An 18892-nucleotide genomic window follows, 5' to 3' on the forward strand; every position below is an offset into this window, starting at 1 on the left:
CGTTGATTTAGCAATGACTGAGTGAGGCTTCTCGCCGCCACAGCCATTTGGATGCTAAACTACCTCTTCTGTTGAGGACAACGACAACAATCTTTTTAATATAATCAATACACGATTAACGTTTAGAGAATTGGAATCTCTTGCGCGCTTTCTTCTGACCGAATTTCTTACGTTCTACCATACGTGGGTCGCGGGTGAGTAAGCCTTCGGGTTTGAGTGCTGCACGGTGCTCAGCATCTACTTCGCACAATGCGCGTGAAATAGCCAAGCGAATCGCTTCTGCTTGCCCTGTGATACCACCTCCACATACGTTCACCTTTACGTCAAAAGCACCTTCGGCACCCACCAAACCAAATGGCTGTTGCACCTTGTACTGAAGCGTTGGGGTAGTGAAGTAATCATTAAGTTCGCGTTTGTTTACCGTGATAGTGCCGTTACCTTCTTTCAGGTATACACGTGCTACGGCTGTCTTTCTTCTACCAATTGTGTGAACTACTTCCATTATTTGTAATCATTTAAGTTAATTGCCACAGGTTTCTGCGCCTCGTGAGCGTGCTCTGCACCTGCGTACACTTTTAAGTTACGGAAAATCGCTGCTCCTAACTTGTTTTTAGGGAGCATTCCCTTTACTGCCTTCTCAATAATGCGTTCTGGGTAACGTACCAAGGCTTCTTTTACCTTTACGAAGCGTTGCCCACCAGGGTAGCCTGTATGGCGAAGGTATTCCTTAGTTTCCCACTTATTACCTGTGAGGTTAATCTTCTCAGCGTTGATAACTACCACATTATCACCGCAATCTACGTGAGGGGTATACTCAGGTTTGTACTTACCACGCAGCAACTTGGCTACTTTTGAGGCAAGGCGACCCAGCGTTTGACCCTCAGCATCGACAAGCACCCACTGCTTCTTGGCAGTGCCCTTGTTCACTGAAATTGTCTTGTAGCTTAATGTATCCACATTCCTAATTTTAAAAATTAAACATTCCTTTTTTAACGCTCAGGCACACTCGTACCTGAATTTAGGGCGCAAAATTACAGCTTTTTATCAAATACACAAAATTTTTAGGAAAGAAAAATACACAATACACTTCAATTGAAGACAAAATAAATTGAAAAACAGAAACTTACCTAATAAAAATTCCTTAAGATATTTCTTACTTTTGTTAAAACAAACTCCCTTGAAGTGCTGGATGAACCCTGCCTAAGTGCTTATAGGCTAATTCTGTTACTTCACGTCCACGTGGTGTTCTAACAATAAAACCCTGTTGAATCAAGAAAGGTTCATACACCTCTTCGATGGTCTCTGCACTCTCCGACACTGCCGTAGCAAGGGTAGTAATCCCCACAGGACCTCCCTTAAACTTATCAATGATAGTGGTCAGTATCTTGTTATCCATCTCATCCAAGCCGTGTGCATCCACATTGAGTGCTTTAAGTCCAAAGCGTGTGATCTCAATATCTATTTTACCATCACCCTTAATCTGCGCAAAATCGCGTATGCGCCTCAGTAGTGCATTGGCAATACGTGGTGTTCCTCGACTGCGACTCGCCAGTTCAATAGCCGCCTCCATCTCAATAGGCACTTTTAGGATAGAAGCACTGCGTTGCACAATGTCTGCCAACAGCTCAGTTGTGTAATACTGCAAGCGACTTTGGATGCCAAAACGTGCTCGCATCGGTGCTGTAAGCAAACCCGAACGCGTAGTAGCCCCCACCAAAGTAAACGGATTAAGATTGATCTGCACCGTCCGAGCATTAGGCCCAGACTCTATCATTATATCTATTTTGTAGTCCTCCATAGCCGAGTAAAGATACTCTTCCACTACAGGACTAAGGCGGTGTATTTCATCAATAAACAGTACATCTCGCTCTTGCAAATTGGTAAGCAATCCCGCTAAATCTCCAGGCTTATCAAGTACAGGACCCGAAGTAATCTTAATGCCCACCCCAAGCTCATTGGCAAGAATATGCGCCAGAGTTGTCTTGCCCAAACCTGGCGGACCGTGAAAAAGCGTATGGTCAAGCGCCTCTCCTCGCATATTCGCCGCCTTCACAAATACCTGCAAGTTCTCAAGCACAGCCTCTTGACCCGCAAAATCATCAAACGACAGCGGACGCAAAGCGCGCTCTATATCAAGCTCCTGCGCTGAATAATTATCTTTATTCGGATCTAAATGTTGATTCATCAAAAAATAGCTTTTAGCTCTTAGCTTCCAGAAGGTCAATCACCTCAGACCTCACACCCCACACCTATCAACTAAGGTTCTTCAGGTTAATAACCTCTTGCTGTGTGAGCCGTCTCCAATGCCCGCGTGGCAAGTCTTTCTTGGTCAAACCAGCAAACACCACACGGTCGAGTTTCTCCACATTATAACCCAAGTGCTCAAAAATGCGACGCACAATCCTATTACGCCCACTATGGATCTTTATCCCAAGCTCATTCTTAGGCTTGCCCTCCACATAGCTAATCTCATCTACTTTGATAAACCCATCTTCCAGCTCCAAACCTTCTTCTATCTGCAAGAAATCTTTATAGTCGAGTTTACGGTCAAGTGCTACGTGGTAAATCTTTCTAACACCAAACGACGGGTGGGTCAAGCGCTTCAAGAGGTCACCATCATTAGTCAGAAGCAACAAACCAGTGGTAGGTCTATCCAAGCGTCCTACGGGTACAATACGCGCCCGTGTAGCATTCGCTACCAAGTCCATCACGGTCTTACGCCCCTTCTCATCATCAGTAGTGGTAATAAATCCTTTGGGTTTGTTAAGCAAGATATACTCCTTCTTCTCCCCCGACAGCAGTCGCCCGTCAAAGCGCACCTCATCAGTGGGCTGCACACGATAGCCAAGGGTAGTCATCACCTGTCCATTCACCGTCACATTGCCCGCTGCAATGTATACATCGGCATTACGACGCGAACAAATACCGGCATTGGCTATATAGCGATTAAGCCGTATCTCAGTAGGTTCTTGCTCCTCAATAGCTGGGGTATACGCCTCCTGTTGATAACGGTTATTGTTGTAATTCTTCTTCACATAAGGCTTTTTGTAGCCGTTATTCTGCTTAAAATTAGGGTTATAGGGCTTGCGGTTATCTCCTTTATTGGCGTTGTAGCGATTGCCCCCCTTGTCAGCATTGTAAGTATTATTACCCCTATCAGCATTATAACGCTTATTGTTTCCATCGGAATTGTAGTTACTATCTCTGTCAGCATTGTATCGCTTGTTATTACCATTGGCATTATAGCCGCTATCCCCCTTATCTGAATTATAGCGATTACCATTATTATAAGGCTTATTCCCGTAAGGATTGCCATTATATTCCTTCTTCTTATACGAGTTTTGCCCTTGACGCTCCTGATTATAGCCATTACCCTGACCATAATCTTTCTTTTTGTAAGAAGAACCGTTGTTGTAAGTGTTCTGATTGCTCTTTTTGTAAGAAGACGATCCGTTGTAGTCCTTTTTTTCGTAATTTCCGTTAGAAGAATACTGCTTTTTCTTGTAGTTATCGCCCTTTTGCGATCTCGAATAGCCATCACGGCTGTAATCCTTGTTTTCCATAATAATTAAACTTCTCCTTTATCTCTATAAAATATTTGCAAAGGTACGGCAAAAAACATTATCCGCCAAATATTTAGTAATAAAAAATATGTATTGCCAATTTTCACAACACAATAAGAGGTTACCCAGCACAGCCAGATAACCTCCTATTCACAATACTTTCTCACCCATCCTAATGATGGTTCTTCACCACTTCCTCATCGCGGTACTTGCAGCACGGAGCCACTTTGTTGTAATCCTCGTCAGTGGCAGTTACAGCCTGCGAACCGTCAGGCAGGGCGTTGTCGTGTCCTGCCTTAGCGATGGCTTTCTGCACCTCGCCTACATTGGTTTTGCGCTCATCGAGCACCAAACTCAAGGCGTGCGTACCTACGTTCCATTGGGCAAACTTCACGCCCTTCACCCCTAAGGCTGCCTTTTCAATACGCGCTTTGCAACTGTTGCACACGCCATTTACCGCTAAGGAAGCCTTAGCATTCTTGCTCTGAGCACTTGCTGAGAAGGCTACCAAGAGCACTACAATTGTAATAATGTTCTTCATTTTGCTATTATTGATTTTAGAGACTTATAAGCAGCATCTGACAATCAGCTGCATACTGCCTCAGTTAAACTTTATTTAATGATCAATGTTTAATGTTCAATACCCAATGATTAATTTGCTAACACACTGTGGTCATTATACATTGTGCATTATACATTATACATTAAAAATTGATTCTCACTCCTGCGTAAAACATCCTGCCAAAGACAGGGGCGTAGGTCATTGAGGCATCAAAATACGTACCAAACGGATCGTCAGCGGCGAGAATTGCATTCTGTTGCTGATAATCAGTGAGGTTTTCACCGCCCACATACGCCTCTATGCGCTTTGAGAACACTCTGGTGATCTGAGCGTTCACAAGCTGATACGCCTTTGAATACGCCCCTAAGCGGTAAGCCTGCGGATTGGCACTCGTATCGGGCAACCGCTGACTGCCAATGGCGTTCAGTGTAGCGTCAAACCGCCACTGACGCTCATCCTTTACGTTGGTCTCGTAGCTGAGATTTGCCATCAGGCGGTTCTTAGCCTGCAAAGGCTGCCAACGCCTACCGCTGGCGTAGTCGGTGAGCACCTCATACCATTTGTAGGCAAGGCGCAACTGCAAACGCTTTAGCAGCTCGTAGTTCACCTCTGCTTGGAAACTATTGGCATAGCTACTGCCATTGAGGTTGTAGAACGACACCTCACGTGGGTTATCCCAATCCACCACCACTTGGTTCTCAAAGTCGGTGCGGTAGAAGTCCAACACCACTTCCAACGGACGACTAAACAGGTTGAACTTTTGGGTAAACGATGCCCCATAGTTCCACGCTATTTCAGGCTTTAAGCCATAAGGACTATCGCCATTGCCGAGCAAGCGTATCGCACGGGCAGTCGAGAAGAGGTTCTGGTGTTCAGCAAAGATATTGGCTTGTCGCTTGCCCCTACCCGCTGAAAGCCTGAGCGTACCGTCCTTCCACACGCGATAGCGCAAGTGCACGCGAGGGGTGAGAAACGCCCCCAAGCGGTTGTGATAGTCGCCACGCAAACCTGCCGTAAGCGAGAAGTTATCGTTGTTGTCATAAGCGTATTCGAGGAAAGCCCCAGCCCCATAGTCATTGCGGTCGTAATCGCCTGCGAGCTGTGCCGTAGCCACTGCCTCAGTGTAGTCGTCCAAAGCCGCACTCAAGCCCGTGGTGAACTTGTGCTTCGTATTGCCAATAATCGACTTGAAGATAGCGTTGAAATAAGCACTGTTCTGGGTGATGTTATAGTCATTATGCCCGTAGAACGACTGTTGGTCATAGTGCTTATAATCAAGCTGGAAGCCTATGCTCTGATAAGGCATTTCCTTCCACACATAGCCCGCTTTGCCCATCGTATTGAGCTGCTGCGTACGGATATGGCTTCCCCAAAGCTGCGGAGTGCTATTCAGGTGGAAACCCTTTTGTCCCGCGAGCCGCTCGTCATTCATATACTGAAGGATGATATTGCTCATCCAGCCACTCTCAGGATTGGCGTACTGCCAACGGTTCATCACATTCACCTGCTGCCCGAGCGGCATATCCAAGAAGCCATCACCGTTCATATCCTCACGCTGGCGACGTACATCACCGTGGAGGTACAGCCCTGTGTACCAATGCTTAGCCACCTGCGTATTGTAGTGCGCATTGAGCTCATAGCGCCCGTCGGCACTGCCGTAGAGGTTTAGGAACAAAGGCTTATCGAGCAGCGGCTTCACCAATTCAGTGTTGATCTGCCCTGCAATCCCTTCGTAGCCATTGATAACGCTGCCCGCACCTTTGATGAGCTGCACACTTTCCACCCACGTGCCAGGGATAAACGTCATCCCATACACCTGCGATGCCCCGCGCACAAAAGGCACATTCTCTTGGGTTACAAGCAGGTAAGGACTCGAAAGCCCCAGCATCTTGATCTGCTTTACCCCCGTAACCGCATCGGAGGTACTCACCTCCACAGTGCTATTGGTCTCAAAACTATCCGAAAGATTGCAGCACGCCGCCTTGAGCAGTTCGCCGCTGTTGATGGTCATCACATTAGCCGTAGCAAGATTCAGTCGCTCAGTGGGTTTACGCTTATAGGTAACCTCTACCGCTTCCAACTCGTTGGCATCCTCTTTAAGGGTAAGGGTGATGAACTTCACAGGGTCAGCCACATTCACCACTGCCGACTTAAAGCCGAGGTAGCTCACCACAAGCGTCTTATGCTCAGGCTTGTAGAGCAACTTAAAATGACCCTGATCATCGGTAGTCGTCCCGATAGTGGTACCTTGCCAATACACATCCACTCCTGCCTCAGTATGGGTCTTCCCCTCTTCTGATAGGAGTATTTTGCCCTGCACAAAACTCTGTGCAAAGCTGTAAAAACTACTGAATACCAGTAGCAAAAGTATATATTTTCTCATTATGATTATGTCTTTTTAGATGATACATTAAAGAATAAACGCCCCCTTTTATAAATATCCAAAAGGAGCACCTGCACCCATACGGTGCTGTCATCATCAAAAGACCTAAATACGGAACTGCTGTACCAGCACAGGTATGTCGCTGGTCAGCGGCGGCGGAAGATATCTTAAAAGTGAAACCTCTTTGCGTGATACTGCCTCAAAGCACAGCGCATAAGGCACGGCTACTGCCACTTTGGCTACTGCCTGCTCCGCAATGCGCACTGTGATGGTCTGCTCAGGGTGTGCCTCCTCACCGTAGAAGGTCATCACCACTGCCTCGCAGCAATGTTTAGCACCATGTCCCTCATCGGCACAGCCCTCGCTATCCGAGCAGCAAGGCATCTCCTCCCCATCGGAGCAGCAGCCCTCATCAAGCGTCAAAGCAGCCTGCTTCTTACACAAGTGTTCCTCCTCCATAACGGTCCCTGCCGAGAAACTCAGCATCGAGATAGCCATCACAAAGGCAATGAATTTGTTACATAAAGATCGCATCTATTGTGTAAAAAGCATTTTAAAATTCGGCGACAAAGGTACGACTTTTTCGCTTATACACCAAACAAATTCTTAAAATATTTTTACTGAATATTTTTACCACACTGATAAATAACGTATTACATTTTCTGCGAATACCCCTCTACCCTATTCAAAATACCCAACTTATATAAAATATTACAAAAACACATTTACATAGTTAATTTTACCAATTTTACAAAAATCCACAGAAACGAAAATTCAAAATTTTCACGAATTCTTCTCGAACACATCTCGAACACATCCCGAACACATCTCGAACACACCCCAAACAAAAAAATATTCTATTGACTACAAACCTCCCTTTCCTCCTATCCAAAGAGAGAAAAACAACATATTGCTTCCCAAATAGGGCGTTCTTTAAAGATTATTTCCTATCTTTGCAGCCTCGTATATCAATCAAGAAAAACAAATGGCAAACGAAAATGTGTTGCGCCTCCCCGCAGAACAACTCTATGCAAAAGAGTTAGAGGCTCTTAAAGAAGAAGATAAAAAAGAAGAAAAGCCCTTTGGCTGGCAGCTCTCGCCCAAGGCAGTACTGAAGTTCATCGTCGGCGGGAAAGCCGCTGGTGTGGATATCACCCCTAAGTATATCGGGCATAATCGGCTGGTGGAAATCGCCATAGCCACCCTGCTTACCGACCGCTCCTTGCTACTCATCGGCGAGCCTGGCACCGCCAAATCGTGGCTTTCAGAGAACCTCACCGCCGCCATCTGTGGCGATTCGGGCAAGGTGATACAAGGCACCGCAGGCACCAGCGAAGAGCATATCCGCTACTCGTGGAACTACGCAATGCTGCTCGCCAACGGTCCCTCGGAGCAGGCGTTGATTAAGTCGCCTATATACCGTGCTATGGAAACAGGAAGCGTTGCGCGCTTTGAAGAGATATCGCGCTGTGCCTCTGAGGTTCAGGATGCGCTCATCTCCATAATGTCAGAGAAAAACATCGCCATTCCCGAGTTGGGCAAAGAGCTTTCAGCACAACGTGGCTTCTCAATCATCGCCACAGCCAACACCCGCGACCGTGGGGTCAATGAGATGTCATCAGCCCTCAAACGCCGCTTCAACATCATTGTGCTGCCCGCTCCCGCCACTTTGGAAACAGAAGTCTCCATCGTGACCAAGCGCGTAGCTGAGATAGCCAATAACTACCGCCTGAAAGCTGCCCTGCCCACTTCTGAAGCAATCGAAAAGATCGTTACCATCTTCCGCGAGCTACGCAAAGGTGCCACCCTTGATGAGAAACAAAAACTCAAGTCACCCAGTGGCGTAATCTCTACTGCTGAGGCCATTTCACTGATCACTAACAGTATGGCCTTGGCTGGAAGTTTTGGTAATGGCACTGTTTCCGACACTGATTTGGCATCGGGATTGCAAGGTGCCGTCGTCAAAGACGAAGACAAGGACAAGCTCGTCTGGAAAGAATACCTTGAGAATGTAATGAAAAAAAGAGGCGCTGCGTGGCGCGAGCTCTACAACAGCTGCTCTGAGATGAATAGCTAATTTAGCGCTTTTCAGTCACCCTAAACAGCGTAATTTCCCCATCGCCAGAGGCTACCAAAGTGCGCTCATCAGCGAAAAGCAAAGCGTGGCACACTTTATCCGAGACCTTTTGCCAGCTAAAGCCCCCATTATTAGAAAAGAAAATACCGTTGGGCGAAGCGGCAACCACGCCGTAGCCTTTGGCTTGGGGAATATATTTCACACAGCTGGCATAGCCTATCGACTGGCTCTCAGGCACACGCTGCCACGTTTTCCCACCATCAGCTGTAATAGCCACCGTGCCCTTGCGCTCCGCAGGATGCTGATAATCACCCCCTACAACTATGCCGTGCTTCTTATCAAAAAAGTCAATTGAGAAAGCCCCCTGCGAGGCGCTCCCTTGTTGCAAGGGCAAAACAGAGGAGTGCCAATTCACGCCCTTATCCTCTGAGAAAAACACGTGACTCTTAGTACCTCCTGTCACCACCCATATCTTACTACCTTGCACAGCTATCGACGAGTTGCTGGCAGCAAATAGCACTTCCCCTTGGGCGAGCTTAGGCGATTGTGAAGTGGGCTTTTTTATCCACGACTCTCCCCCGTTGTTGGTGATCACCACCGACATTCGTCCTTCTTCAACAGGGTCGCCCACCGCTATCCCTACCCTGTCGTCCAAGAAGCGTAGCCCATCGTAGAACACACGCTCGTGGCTTTCGCGGTAAACCTCTTTCATTGCATTAGCTTCTGTCTTGTATATCAATGCAGGATTGCCAATAGAAAGCATAAAGACTTTATTGGTAGTATTATCTATTGCACGAAAGTCAGAGATAACACCCACATTCTTCAAGTTAGAAAAATACATCGTCTGGTTCTGGGTGAAGATCAAGCCATAAGTAGTATCCGAGCCCGCAAAGCCCACATTATCGCCAATTAGGGTCATCGCCCGCACACTGATTCCTTCAAGTGGGAAAGTCTTCAGAGGCACAAGCGCAATGCTTTGCACCCGATACGAATTGCCTTCACACGCCACTAAGCCCAAAAGGCTAAGCATTATTAAAAAACATCTCATCTTATTTCTTTTTTATAGGGAAACTTCTTCTGTTATATAGCGATCTAAGTAAAGTAAATATGCTGCTTTCACTTTCCAGCCCATCTTGCTAAGACACGCGGCATAACGCCTAAGTTGCTTTTTATGTGCGTCATACTCTTCACCTGTTTTGTAGTCCAAAATGTAAGTCTCTTTGCTCTGAGGGTTATGTGCTATCCTATCAGGGCGGAAGTAGTGCCCAAAGCCATCAATAAAGTCTCTCTCGATGTACTGCACATAATTGTCATCCTTAAAGAAAGGCAATAGCAAGTCATTATTATTAGTCAAACGCTTTATTTCATCTGCGTCTTCATCGGTGATAAGCTGCTGTGCTAAGGCTGATTGTAGCACCACATCAACATCTTCCAATTTATAAATCTGGGTCATCAGCTCGTGCACTGTATTCCCTCGCTCAATAGCGTTGCGTTTATCGGCAAGCCATTGATCGGAAGCAGTAGTAGCAATGGTGTAAACAGGTTCTGTCCACACCTGAGGAAAGTGAATATATGCTCCTTCTGCACCAGCCTTCTTAGAGACAGGAAAATAAGGGTACCCATAGCTATAACAGTTTTCATTTTCAAGGGTGTAATCATTGGCACTGAGATAGCTATCCAACAGAGAGGCATAGCTCCGTTCACCCGCCTTAGGAAGCGCTGTAATCACATATAAAAAATGCTTAGGGCGCGTCATTGCCACATACAGCACATTGATTTCGTCAAGCAGCTTTTCCTCGTTATGCTGAGTGATGAACTCAGGGGCGTAATTGAGAGTATCGGAATAAGTCTCTAAGCTCCTATTGCTATTCACCAGCAAAAAGTCAAAACCATCATAGCGCTCACTGGGCACGGGGTGCCAAAGCACTTCCTCTTTTTTGTTCTCAATGAGCTTACTATCGGCAAAAGCGTATATAATCACAGGCGACTCCAAGCCCTTACTCTTGTGCACCGTCATTATCCGAATAGCATTGCGCCCCTCAGGTGAGCTAATGCTGATATCCTCCTTCTTCTCTTCCCAATACTCCAAGAAGTCGCCCAGCGAGCCTTTGCGGGCATTCTTAAAGTCGAACACAAGGTCGAGGAAGTGCGTCAAGTACGCATCCGATGGGTGGGCTATTCCAAAGCTACCTATGGCGTAAGCTATAGCCTCATAGAGTGCGTACTGATTAAATTGCTCTAATGAAAAGTTATGCTGCTCAAAAAAAACACCAATAGGCTCATCAAGGTACTTTCTAATAAGGCTATCCACGTCCTTTATCCCTTTAAGGCGTATGTAATCAAAGAGCATTTTAACCTTGTACTCCCTGCTGTCGGAGTGGTAAAAGAGCTGCAAGAGCGATACTAAGAACTTCACCGAAGGTACATTCATCAGCAGCAATGAGTCAGGCGAAACAACCTCTTTGCCATTTGCCGAAAGATAAGAGGCTATAGCAGCTCCTTCTTTATTCTTCCTCACCAGCACGGTGATATCCTTATCTGCTGCCCCTGCCCTATTGGCGTGCTCTATCTTTTCAAGCACTGCTTGGCAATAACGCTGCTCACGTAGGGTAAACGTCTCAGGAATAAGCGGATCAAGAGGTTGCTCTTCCTTAGGGTCTAAGTTGAGGAACTGCACCTGCACATAGCCCTCACAGAGCTTGCCATCCTTATCTTTGTATTGGGTATAATCCTTATTCTTGGGGCAGTTCTGAGCTGCGTTCAGGTATAGGTCTTTGTAGATGCTCGCTCGAAACTCATTGGCTACAAACTTAAAAAAGTCATTGTTGAAGTCGATTACCTTAGGCAGGGTGCGGTAGTTATCATCGAGCGGTTTTGAGGTTGCTCCCACATCAAAAGGCTGCACTTCCTTTGAGTAAAGACCAATAAACTGCTCTGCCTTACCTCCTCTAAAGCGATAGATGGACTGCTTAGCATCGCCTACCAAAAGCAACGAGCCTTCCTCATCGTTATTCATACTTTGCACAGAATCCTTCATCAGCGGAATGAGGTTCTTCCATTGCAGCTCAGAGGTATCTTGGAACTCATCGATGAAGTAATGCCGATAGCGCTCACCAATATGCTCATAGATAAAGGGGATTGGCTGCCTTGATATCTCATCTGAAATTAGTCCGTTAAACTCCCATATCGGCAAGATATTCTCCTCTGTCTTGATGAGCTCAACCTGCTCTTTGATGCGGCTGAGCAGTGCCAATGGGGTGATGAGCTTCAGTGCGTTCTTCACAAAGGAATGCACCGCGTATGCTTGCTTGATCGCTGTAAAGTAAGCGTGCACCTGTGGCTTTATAGCATCGAGTTTGTCAGTGTCTATCTTGCCTCTCTTACCTTCGGCATAAAGTGGCGCATTGGGGTCAGCTAAACTACTTTGCCAGCCTGCCCCCCACCCTGAAGGCTCTTTCTCAGGGGCATCACTGCGATTTTTAAAGAAGTCATACACCCAACCGTGGTCAAAGTTCAACCGCTCAATGCCGTTACTTTCCACCAATGCTAAGAAACTGTCAGCAGCTTGCTTAATAGTCGCTATTGCCTTATTGCGTTGCTCTGTAAGCGTCTTCTTCAGTCGCTTAAAGTCGTTAGGAGTTTTTGTTTCGAGGGCTTTCAGCGGTTGAAAGTGGTTCTCAGAGGAAAGCATCTTAGCGACTTGCAGCAACTCCTGACGCGTATCCCAGTTCTTATCCTCCTGCATCTTCTCATTGGAGAACTCAGTAATGAGCTGGGCGAGCTCCTCGCCTTCTCCTTCCTTACCAGCAAGGTCAAGCAGATTATCGACTGCCCGCTCCAAAAGGGTTTCGCTATCCAGCTGCACCTCAAAGAAAGGGTTCAGATGTAGCTCATACCAGAAGTTGCGTATCAGTTGATGGTTAAAGCTATCAATAGTAGTAACGTGGAAAGTGGCATAGTTATGCAGTATGTACTTAAGCAGCACATCGGCACGCTTGCGCAGCTCAATAGGCTTTAAAGAGAGCTCTTTACACAGCTCGACAAACATACTATTCGCCTCTATAAGCCCTCGCTCCTCGCGCTCTCGTTCAGTGAGTGAAAAGTCCTCTAACTCCTTGATAAGCCTGTCCTTCATCTCAAAGACTGCCTTATTGGTAAAAGTGATTGCCAGAAGGTGGCGGAAGTGCTCTTTATCCTCTGTGGAAAGGATAATCTTCAGGTATGATTTCACTAAATTACGCGTCTTGCCTGAGCCTGCTGAGGCGTTGTATATGGTAAAGTTCTTATAGTCCCGTGCATTCATAGCGACAAAAGTACGACTTTATTTTTACAATACAAGTTATTGATAAATTATTTTTGCATAGGTCAATCGCACGGGATTTACGTCGCACTCTCAGCTATTCTGCTAACAAAGCACCGTTGATCTCGGCTGGATATGCGGTTCACTTGCTGCTCACTTGCCGTTCATCTCAAAGAAGAGTATTACTTTAGTATTGAGTTGGTATTAGGTTAGTATTAGGTTTAGTACAGAACCAACGAATAATCAACGAATTATGATTGCGCAAAAAACGACCTATTTACACACTTTGCGACCTCATAAGTTCGTGTTTTTGTGCAATTAAGCTATTTTTTGCACCGCACTTATAGGATTGTATCAGATTATTTACTATCTTTGCATCCTCAAAGGAATAGTTTTAAATGGGTTTTATTCGTTTCGCATTCGTTGTGTATCTGATAAGCTTCTCAGCTTATGGACAGATTGTTTTCACGGAAAGTTTTACCTCTCCGATTGATACCACACGCTCTTGGCAAGGCACCATTGCCCCTGAACTGAACTTCAAGACTGAAAAACAGGATTATTTCAGTTTTAAAAACAATGCCAATGTGAGCTTTTTGTTCGAGCAAAAGAAGGCTTTTACCATCATAAATCAGTTGGAATTTGCCACTTATGGCAATACGGTAAACGTGAGCAATGGCTTCGTACACGGTGAATACCGCTACTTAGTGCGCCCTGCTGTAGAGGTGTATCCTTTTGTAGAATCGGTATGGGCACCGAGCCGAGGTTTGCGCATAAGGGTAGCCTCTGGGCTGCAATCGCGTTACCGCATCCTGAATGCCAATACTTTTTGGATTATCACAGGGGTAGGCATCTTCTACGAATATGAAAAGTGGAACTACGATGGGGTACCCGATGGGGTGGTATATGTAGATGAAGGTTATAAACAACATCACTTAATTAAGGGACAGCTATTTAGTAGTTTTAAACTACACCTCACTGAAAAATGGAAGCTCATCATAAGTGGCTATATGCATACCCGCTTGGATAGCAACATAAAGAACCCACGCTTTGCATATAGTGTTGATTTAAAGCACAATGTCACAGAGCATTTCGGTGTGTGGCTATCCTATCAAGCGATACATCACACCAAGCCCATTGTGCCTGTAAAGAAGGACTATATAGTACTCACTGGGGGCGTATTTGTATCTTGGTAAGCATCAAACAATCAGCCGTATAACAAACCGGTGAGCACATTTCTCTCAAAAATATTTGGCTATGACAAAATAACGCACGACCTTTGCAGTTCCATTCAGCAAAACAAATAGACAAACGAATGAATAAAAACACTATATTAGGTTGGGCAGCCTTAATAATGCTCGTGATGGGGCTACTACTCATCGGTTTGGGAATATTCCGCTATGAAGAGATAGCAGGCTTGGGCTTTGCAGCAACGGGCATTGGCTTTTTAGCTATCGCGTGGGTATTTAATGCCCTAAAAGGAAGGGTATAGCTTTATAGCGAATAGCGAAAGTGCTATACCTTCCTCAATAATAAAAAGATTAACAACGATTAAATTATGACCTATACAATTCAATTTGCAGATAATAACATACAGTCAGTAGCTTTATTAAACTACTTGAAAACCCTTGATTTTGTAACAATTAAAGAGCAAAGTCTCTCTCAAAGGGCGATGAACCCGAGGGAGGAGTATCAGACAATGATGAAACACCTTAGCCCTGAGGAGAGAAAACAAGCGGCGCATATTGAAGATGCCATTCGAGAAGTTTATGATATAAGAGCAGGAAGGGCAGCGGCTGTGCCCTTTGATGATTTTTTGGATACCCTTGACGATGAAGATTAGTTTTGATACCACCAAGATTTTTAGAAAAGAATTTAAGAGTCTTTTCAAAAAGTATAAGAGTCTTAAAAAAGATATTACTAACCTACGAGCGGAGATAGAAGCAAATCCTAACATAGGCATACCCTTAGGAGATGGCTTTCGAAAGATTAGAATGCAAATTACTACTAAGAACCAAGGGAAAAGTGGCGGAGCAAGAGTAATTACACACGAAGTGCTTATACAAACTGAAGAAACAGCATTGGAGATAAGGTCAATTCTATTTGCCTCAATTTATGACAAATCAGAGAATGATAGTATTGACATAGCTATTCTCAAAAAAAACTTAGAAAAAGAGATTACAGAAAAAGATAAGAACGTTATAACGATTAAAGATTAAGGCTAATCACTAAGCCCTAATCACTAAACACTAAAAGAAAATAATAAATGAAAAACTTTACACCTATACCTGAGCAGTATCAGGTAACTCCTTTTCGTCAGGACACTTACTTAGTGAATGGCGACCTCAGGAAATGGAAAGGCGAATTTGCCGATATCTATTCTACCATTTCCTCCACTGATAACTATGCTCCCACGCTTTTGGGGAGTGTGCCTGCATTGGGCGAGTCGCAAGCGTTGGAGGCACTGCATTCAGCTTGTGAGGCTTATAACAAAGGCAAGGGCTTATGGCCTACAATGAAAGTGAAAGACCGCATCGCTTGTATGTTGAAGTTTGTACAACAGATGAAGAAACAGCGCGATGAGGTAGTGAAGCTGATGATGTGGGAAATAGGCAAGAGCTTGGAGGATTCCACCAAAGAGTTTGACCGTACTGTTGAGTACATCTACGACACGATTGACGCTTACAAAGCCCTTGACCACGAGTCGTCTACTTTTGTAAAACGCGATGGAGTGTATGCACATATACGCCGCGGTCCATTAGGAGTGGTGCTCTGCCTTGGACCTTATAACTACCCTCTGAATGAGACTTTTGCACTGATCATCCCTGCACTTATTATGGGTAACACAGTGATCTTTAAGCCTGCCAAACACGGGGTACTCTTGTTTACACCGCTCTTGGAGGCCTTTCAGAGTTCATTTCCTCGTGGGGTGATTAACATCCTCTATGGGCGTGGACGTGTGGTAGCTCCGCCCATTATGCAAAGCGGACGTGTGGAGGTGCTGGCACTCATTGGCAATAGCAAGACGGCAAACGTGTTGCAAGATCAGCACCCTAAGAAAAACCGTCTGCGCTTGGTGTTCGGTTTGGAGGCAAAGAACCCAGCGGTGATTCTGCCTGATGCTAACTTAGAGTTGGCAGTAGATGAATGTGTAAAAGGAGCGTTGTCGTTCAACGGACAGCGTTGTACAGCCTTGAAGATTATCTACGTACACGAGAAGGTGAAAGATAAGTTCTTAGAGATGTTCACCAAGCGTGTAGATGCCCTTAAATATGGCAACCCTTGGGACGACAAGGTGATGCTCACCCCGCTGCCCGAAGTGGAAAAACCTGCGTACATCGCTGAGCTCATCGACGATGCGCTGGCTAAGGGTGCTAAGATATTGAATAAGCGAGGCGGTGAGCGCACTGAGAACTTCATTTTCCCAGCAGTGCTCTACCCTGTAACTACCAATATGCGTGCTTATAAAGAAGAGCAGTTTGGTCCGCTGGTGCCCGTAAAGCCTTTCTCGCATATCAACGAGATTATCGATGAGATTTCCGACTCAAACTACGGGCAACAAATAAGCCTCTTCGGAGAGGATGCTTACGAGCTTTCGCCACTGATTGACACCTTGGTGAACTTAGTGTGCCGCGTGAACCTCAACAGTTTGTGCCAACGCGGTCCTGACGTCTTTCCATTTACAGGTAGAAAGGACTCGGCGGTAGGTACGCTCAGCGTGCACGATGCACTAAGGTCGTTCTCAATACGCACCTTTGTAGCCTCACGCGACAATGACTACAACAACAAGATCGTTGAGAACCTACTCCATACAGGGGCTTCAAACTTTATGAATACGGACTATATCTTGTAGTTTATTTCTGGTTATCACTAAATAGCCGCTGCGAATTCGCAGCGGCTATTTTTATATCCGTATAGTAGGTAGATCCGTTATTGCTTCGTTTGTTATTCGTTAAAAAAACAGATGAGGAAAGAGTGCTTCGGGGGTTTCTTTGGAAGTGGCTATCTTGAAGGTAGCCCACGCAAAACCAAAACCATAGCTGAAGAACTGTACTAATAGCGCCCAGAGGGAGAGTAGACCTATCACTACACTTTTATTAGCTCGAGCGCTGTCAAAAGCAATGAGGATAAAGTAGCACAAATAGATGAGTATCCCTGCTATATATCCAAAGCAGGAGGCTACTACTGAAAGGATGAGCCCTATTGAGAAGAGCAATGGCAACCAGAAAGTGAGCCTACGGGTATGCGGATACCAATGATTGAGGATGGCACGTGTTTGCCCAAATTTACTGACTTGTTTCTGGAATTTCTGCCACGAGATACGGCGCTTGTGGTAGACAAAGGCGCTGGGGATAAAAGTCGTCTGAAAGCCTTGTTGCCAAAGCCTTATCACCAGATCAGGATCCTCGCCAGGGTGGATATTGCCAAAACCGCCTGTGGCTTCAAAAGCCTTACGAGAGAGCCCCATATTGAAACTGCGAGGTTCGAACTTTTGTACACTTTTTTCTTTACCTCGGATGCCTCCTGTGGTCAGTAGCGAAGTCATCACATAGTTGATTGCCTTCTGTATGGTGGTGAAACTCTCGTCGGCTGTGTCAGGACCTCCAAAGCAGTCTACATAGTTCTTTTGCAGGAAATCATCAACTGCCTCCAAATAATACGGTGGCAGGATACAGTCAGAGTCCAAGATGAGAAAGTAATCTCCTGAGGCGTGCTGCATTCCGTAATTGCGCGAACTCCCAGGTCCTGAGTTCTGCTTAGACAAGTAGGTTATATTGAGTTTTTTGGCATAATTTTCGCATATTGTTTCTGCGGGCAGCGTAGAGCCATCTTCTATTACAACTACCTCAAAAGAAGCTTCATAAGTTTGCTGTGTGAGGCTTTGGAGGAGTTCGTCAACTTCCTCTGGGCGGTTGTAGACGGGTATGATAAAGCTATAATTCATCTGTTAATAGAATGTTAATTTTTTATACTTTTGTAACTTTTCAACTTACCCATACGTATAATAGGCTGAGTAAGAAAATACAAAGTTAAGACTATTTTTTTAAATGAGACAACTAAAAATAACCAAACAGGTTACTAATAGAGAGACGGCTTCCCTTGATAAGTACCTTCAAGAGATTGGTAGAGTGGAGCTTATCACTGCTGATGAAGAGGTTGAATTAGCACAACGCATTAAGGCTGGCGACGTTGCTGCCTTAGAGAAGCTCACTAAAGCCAATTTACGCTTTGTGGTATCAGTAGCCAAGCAATACCAAAACCAAGGTCTTACACTTCCTGACCTTATCAATGAAGGCAACTTAGGACTTATAAAAGCAGCACAACGCTTTGACGAAACACGTGGTTTTAAATTCATTTCGTATGCCGTATGGTGGATACGCCAATCGATCTTGCAGGCACTGGCTGAGCAATCGCGTATTGTGCGCCTTCCGCTCAATAAGATAGGCTCTATCAACAAGATCAACAAGATGTACGCTTATTTGGAGCAAGCCAATGAGCGTGTGCCTTCTGCTGAGGAGATTGCCAAAGAGCTTGATATGTCGGTCAATGATGTGAAGGAGTCGATGAAGAATGCTGGGCGACACATCTCAATGGATGCGCCTTTGGTAGAGGGTGAGGACTCTAACTTATACGACGTGCTTCGCAGTAATGAATCGCCTAACCCTGACCGTGATTTGATATTGGAGTCGTTGCGTACGGAAATTGAGCGTGCTTTGGAGACGCTTACCCCTCGAGAGGCTGATGTAGTAAGGCTTTACTACGGCTTAGGCGAGCGCCACGCAATGACCTTAGAGGAAATAGGCGAGGCATTTGAGCTCACCCGCGAGCGTGTACGTCAGATTAAAGAGAAGGCGATCCGCAGGCTCAAACACACTTCGCGAAGCAAAATACTAAAAACTTATTTAGGATAAAAAGAAAGCAGCTGTCAGGGGTCAGAAACCAGAGATCAAAGAACGGATCTCACATATTTCTGACCCCTGATTTCTTTTCTCTAACCTCCTGATTACTG

At 45.5% G+C, this 18892-nt stretch carries 17 protein-coding genes; 7 read left to right on the plus strand and 10 right to left on the minus strand.

The genetic code is table 11. The features are described from left to right. Positions 1 to 115: 115 nt before the first annotated feature. The 7 genes from rpsI to AXF12_RS09995 form a co-directional block, all read right to left on the minus strand. Positions 116 to 502 (minus strand): 30S ribosomal protein S9, encoded by a 387-nt coding sequence (gene rpsI, locus AXF12_RS09965; protein WP_066430735.1) that lies wholly within the window; start codon positions 500 to 502, stop codon positions 116 to 118. Further along, positions 502 to 957: a 50S ribosomal protein L13 gene (gene rplM / locus AXF12_RS09970; RefSeq protein ID WP_066430737.1), complete on the minus strand. Its 456-nt coding sequence runs from the start codon at positions 955 to 957 to the stop codon at positions 502 to 504. Before rplM ends, rpsI begins: the two co-directional genes overlap by 1 nt. A gap of 205 nt (positions 958 to 1162) precedes the next feature. Further along, complete coding sequence (ruvB, locus tag AXF12_RS09975; protein WP_066430739.1) at positions 1163 to 2185, minus strand: Holliday junction branch migration DNA helicase RuvB; 1023 nt, start codon at positions 2183 to 2185, stop codon at positions 1163 to 1165. A 67-nt stretch (positions 2186 to 2252) separates the two neighbouring features. Beyond that, positions 2253 to 3563 (minus strand): pseudouridine synthase, encoded by a 1311-nt coding sequence (locus tag AXF12_RS11940; RefSeq protein ID WP_074860802.1) that lies wholly within the window; start codon positions 3561 to 3563, stop codon positions 2253 to 2255. Positions 3564 to 3735: 172 nt separating this feature from the next. After that, positions 3736 to 4104 (minus strand): heavy-metal-associated domain-containing protein, encoded by a 369-nt coding sequence (locus AXF12_RS09985; protein ID WP_066430742.1) that lies wholly within the window; start codon positions 4102 to 4104, stop codon positions 3736 to 3738. A 163-nt stretch (positions 4105 to 4267) separates the two neighbouring features. Then, complete coding sequence (locus AXF12_RS09990) at positions 4268 to 6508, minus strand: TonB-dependent receptor (protein ID WP_066430747.1); 2241 nt, start codon at positions 6506 to 6508, stop codon at positions 4268 to 4270. A 105-nt stretch (positions 6509 to 6613) separates the two neighbouring features. Next, a complete protein-coding gene (locus tag AXF12_RS09995; RefSeq protein ID WP_143325017.1) occupies positions 6614 to 7042 on the minus strand; it encodes an HYC_CC_PP family protein in 429 nt (142 codons plus the stop codon). Positions 7043 to 7493: 451 nt separating this feature from the next. On the opposite strand from AXF12_RS09995, the gene AXF12_RS10000 reads away from it, so the two are divergent. Then, positions 7494 to 8585 (plus strand): ATP-binding protein, encoded by a 1092-nt coding sequence (locus tag AXF12_RS10000; protein WP_066430749.1) that lies wholly within the window; start codon positions 7494 to 7496, stop codon positions 8583 to 8585. Between the two features lies 1 nt (position 8586). Here AXF12_RS10000 and AXF12_RS10005 read toward each other — a convergent pair whose 3' ends face one another. Together AXF12_RS10005 and AXF12_RS10010 are read right to left on the minus strand one after the other, a co-directional pair. Then, entirely contained in the window at positions 8587 to 9633 is a 1047-nt protein-coding gene (locus AXF12_RS10005; protein WP_066430750.1) for a WD40/YVTN/BNR-like repeat-containing protein, read from the minus strand. 12 nt (positions 9634 to 9645) lie between these two features. Beyond that, the gene (locus AXF12_RS10010; RefSeq protein WP_066430751.1) at positions 9646 to 12888 is read right to left on the minus strand and encodes a UvrD-helicase domain-containing protein; all 3243 of its coding nucleotides are present in this window, start codon (positions 12886 to 12888) and stop codon (positions 9646 to 9648) included. Positions 12889 to 13283: 395 nt separating this feature from the next. Here AXF12_RS10010 and AXF12_RS10015 point away from each other — a divergent pair, with 395 nt between their 5' ends. From AXF12_RS10015 to AXF12_RS10030, 5 genes are all read left to right on the plus strand, one after another. Then, positions 13284 to 14078, plus strand: coding sequence for a DUF481 domain-containing protein (locus AXF12_RS10015; protein ID WP_066430753.1), 795 nt, complete (start codon positions 13284 to 13286; stop codon positions 14076 to 14078). 119 nt (positions 14079 to 14197) lie between these two features. Further along, complete coding sequence (locus AXF12_RS12330) at positions 14198 to 14374, plus strand: CAL67264 family membrane protein (protein ID WP_095114460.1); 177 nt, start codon at positions 14198 to 14200, stop codon at positions 14372 to 14374. A 66-nt stretch (positions 14375 to 14440) separates the two neighbouring features. Further along, complete coding sequence (locus AXF12_RS10020; RefSeq protein ID WP_066430754.1) at positions 14441 to 14725, plus strand: hypothetical protein; 285 nt, start codon at positions 14441 to 14443, stop codon at positions 14723 to 14725. Further along, positions 14715 to 15101 carry a toxin gene (locus AXF12_RS10025; protein WP_066430756.1) on the plus strand — a complete coding sequence of 129 codons (387 nt, stop codon included), beginning with the start codon at positions 14715 to 14717 and terminating at the stop codon, positions 15099 to 15101. Before AXF12_RS10020 ends, AXF12_RS10025 begins: the two co-directional genes overlap by 11 nt. Positions 15102 to 15148: 47 nt before the next feature. After that, entirely contained in the window at positions 15149 to 16735 is a 1587-nt protein-coding gene (locus AXF12_RS10030; protein WP_066430759.1) for an NADP-dependent glyceraldehyde-3-phosphate dehydrogenase, read from the plus strand. Positions 16736 to 16834: 99 nt separating this feature from the next. Here AXF12_RS10030 and AXF12_RS10035 read toward each other — a convergent pair whose 3' ends face one another. Next, a complete protein-coding gene (locus AXF12_RS10035) occupies positions 16835 to 17827 on the minus strand; it encodes a glycosyltransferase family 2 protein (RefSeq protein WP_066430761.1) in 993 nt (330 codons plus the stop codon). A 103-nt stretch (positions 17828 to 17930) separates the two neighbouring features. Between AXF12_RS10035 and AXF12_RS10040 the strand changes: the two genes are divergently transcribed. Further along, positions 17931 to 18794 (plus strand): sigma-70 family RNA polymerase sigma factor, encoded by an 864-nt coding sequence (locus AXF12_RS10040; RefSeq protein WP_066430763.1) that lies wholly within the window; start codon positions 17931 to 17933, stop codon positions 18792 to 18794. Positions 18795 to 18892 lie beyond the last annotated feature (98 nt).

Source organism: Capnocytophaga haemolytica (assembly GCF_001553545.1).
GTDB lineage: Bacteria > Bacteroidota > Bacteroidia > Flavobacteriales > Flavobacteriaceae > Capnocytophaga > Capnocytophaga haemolytica.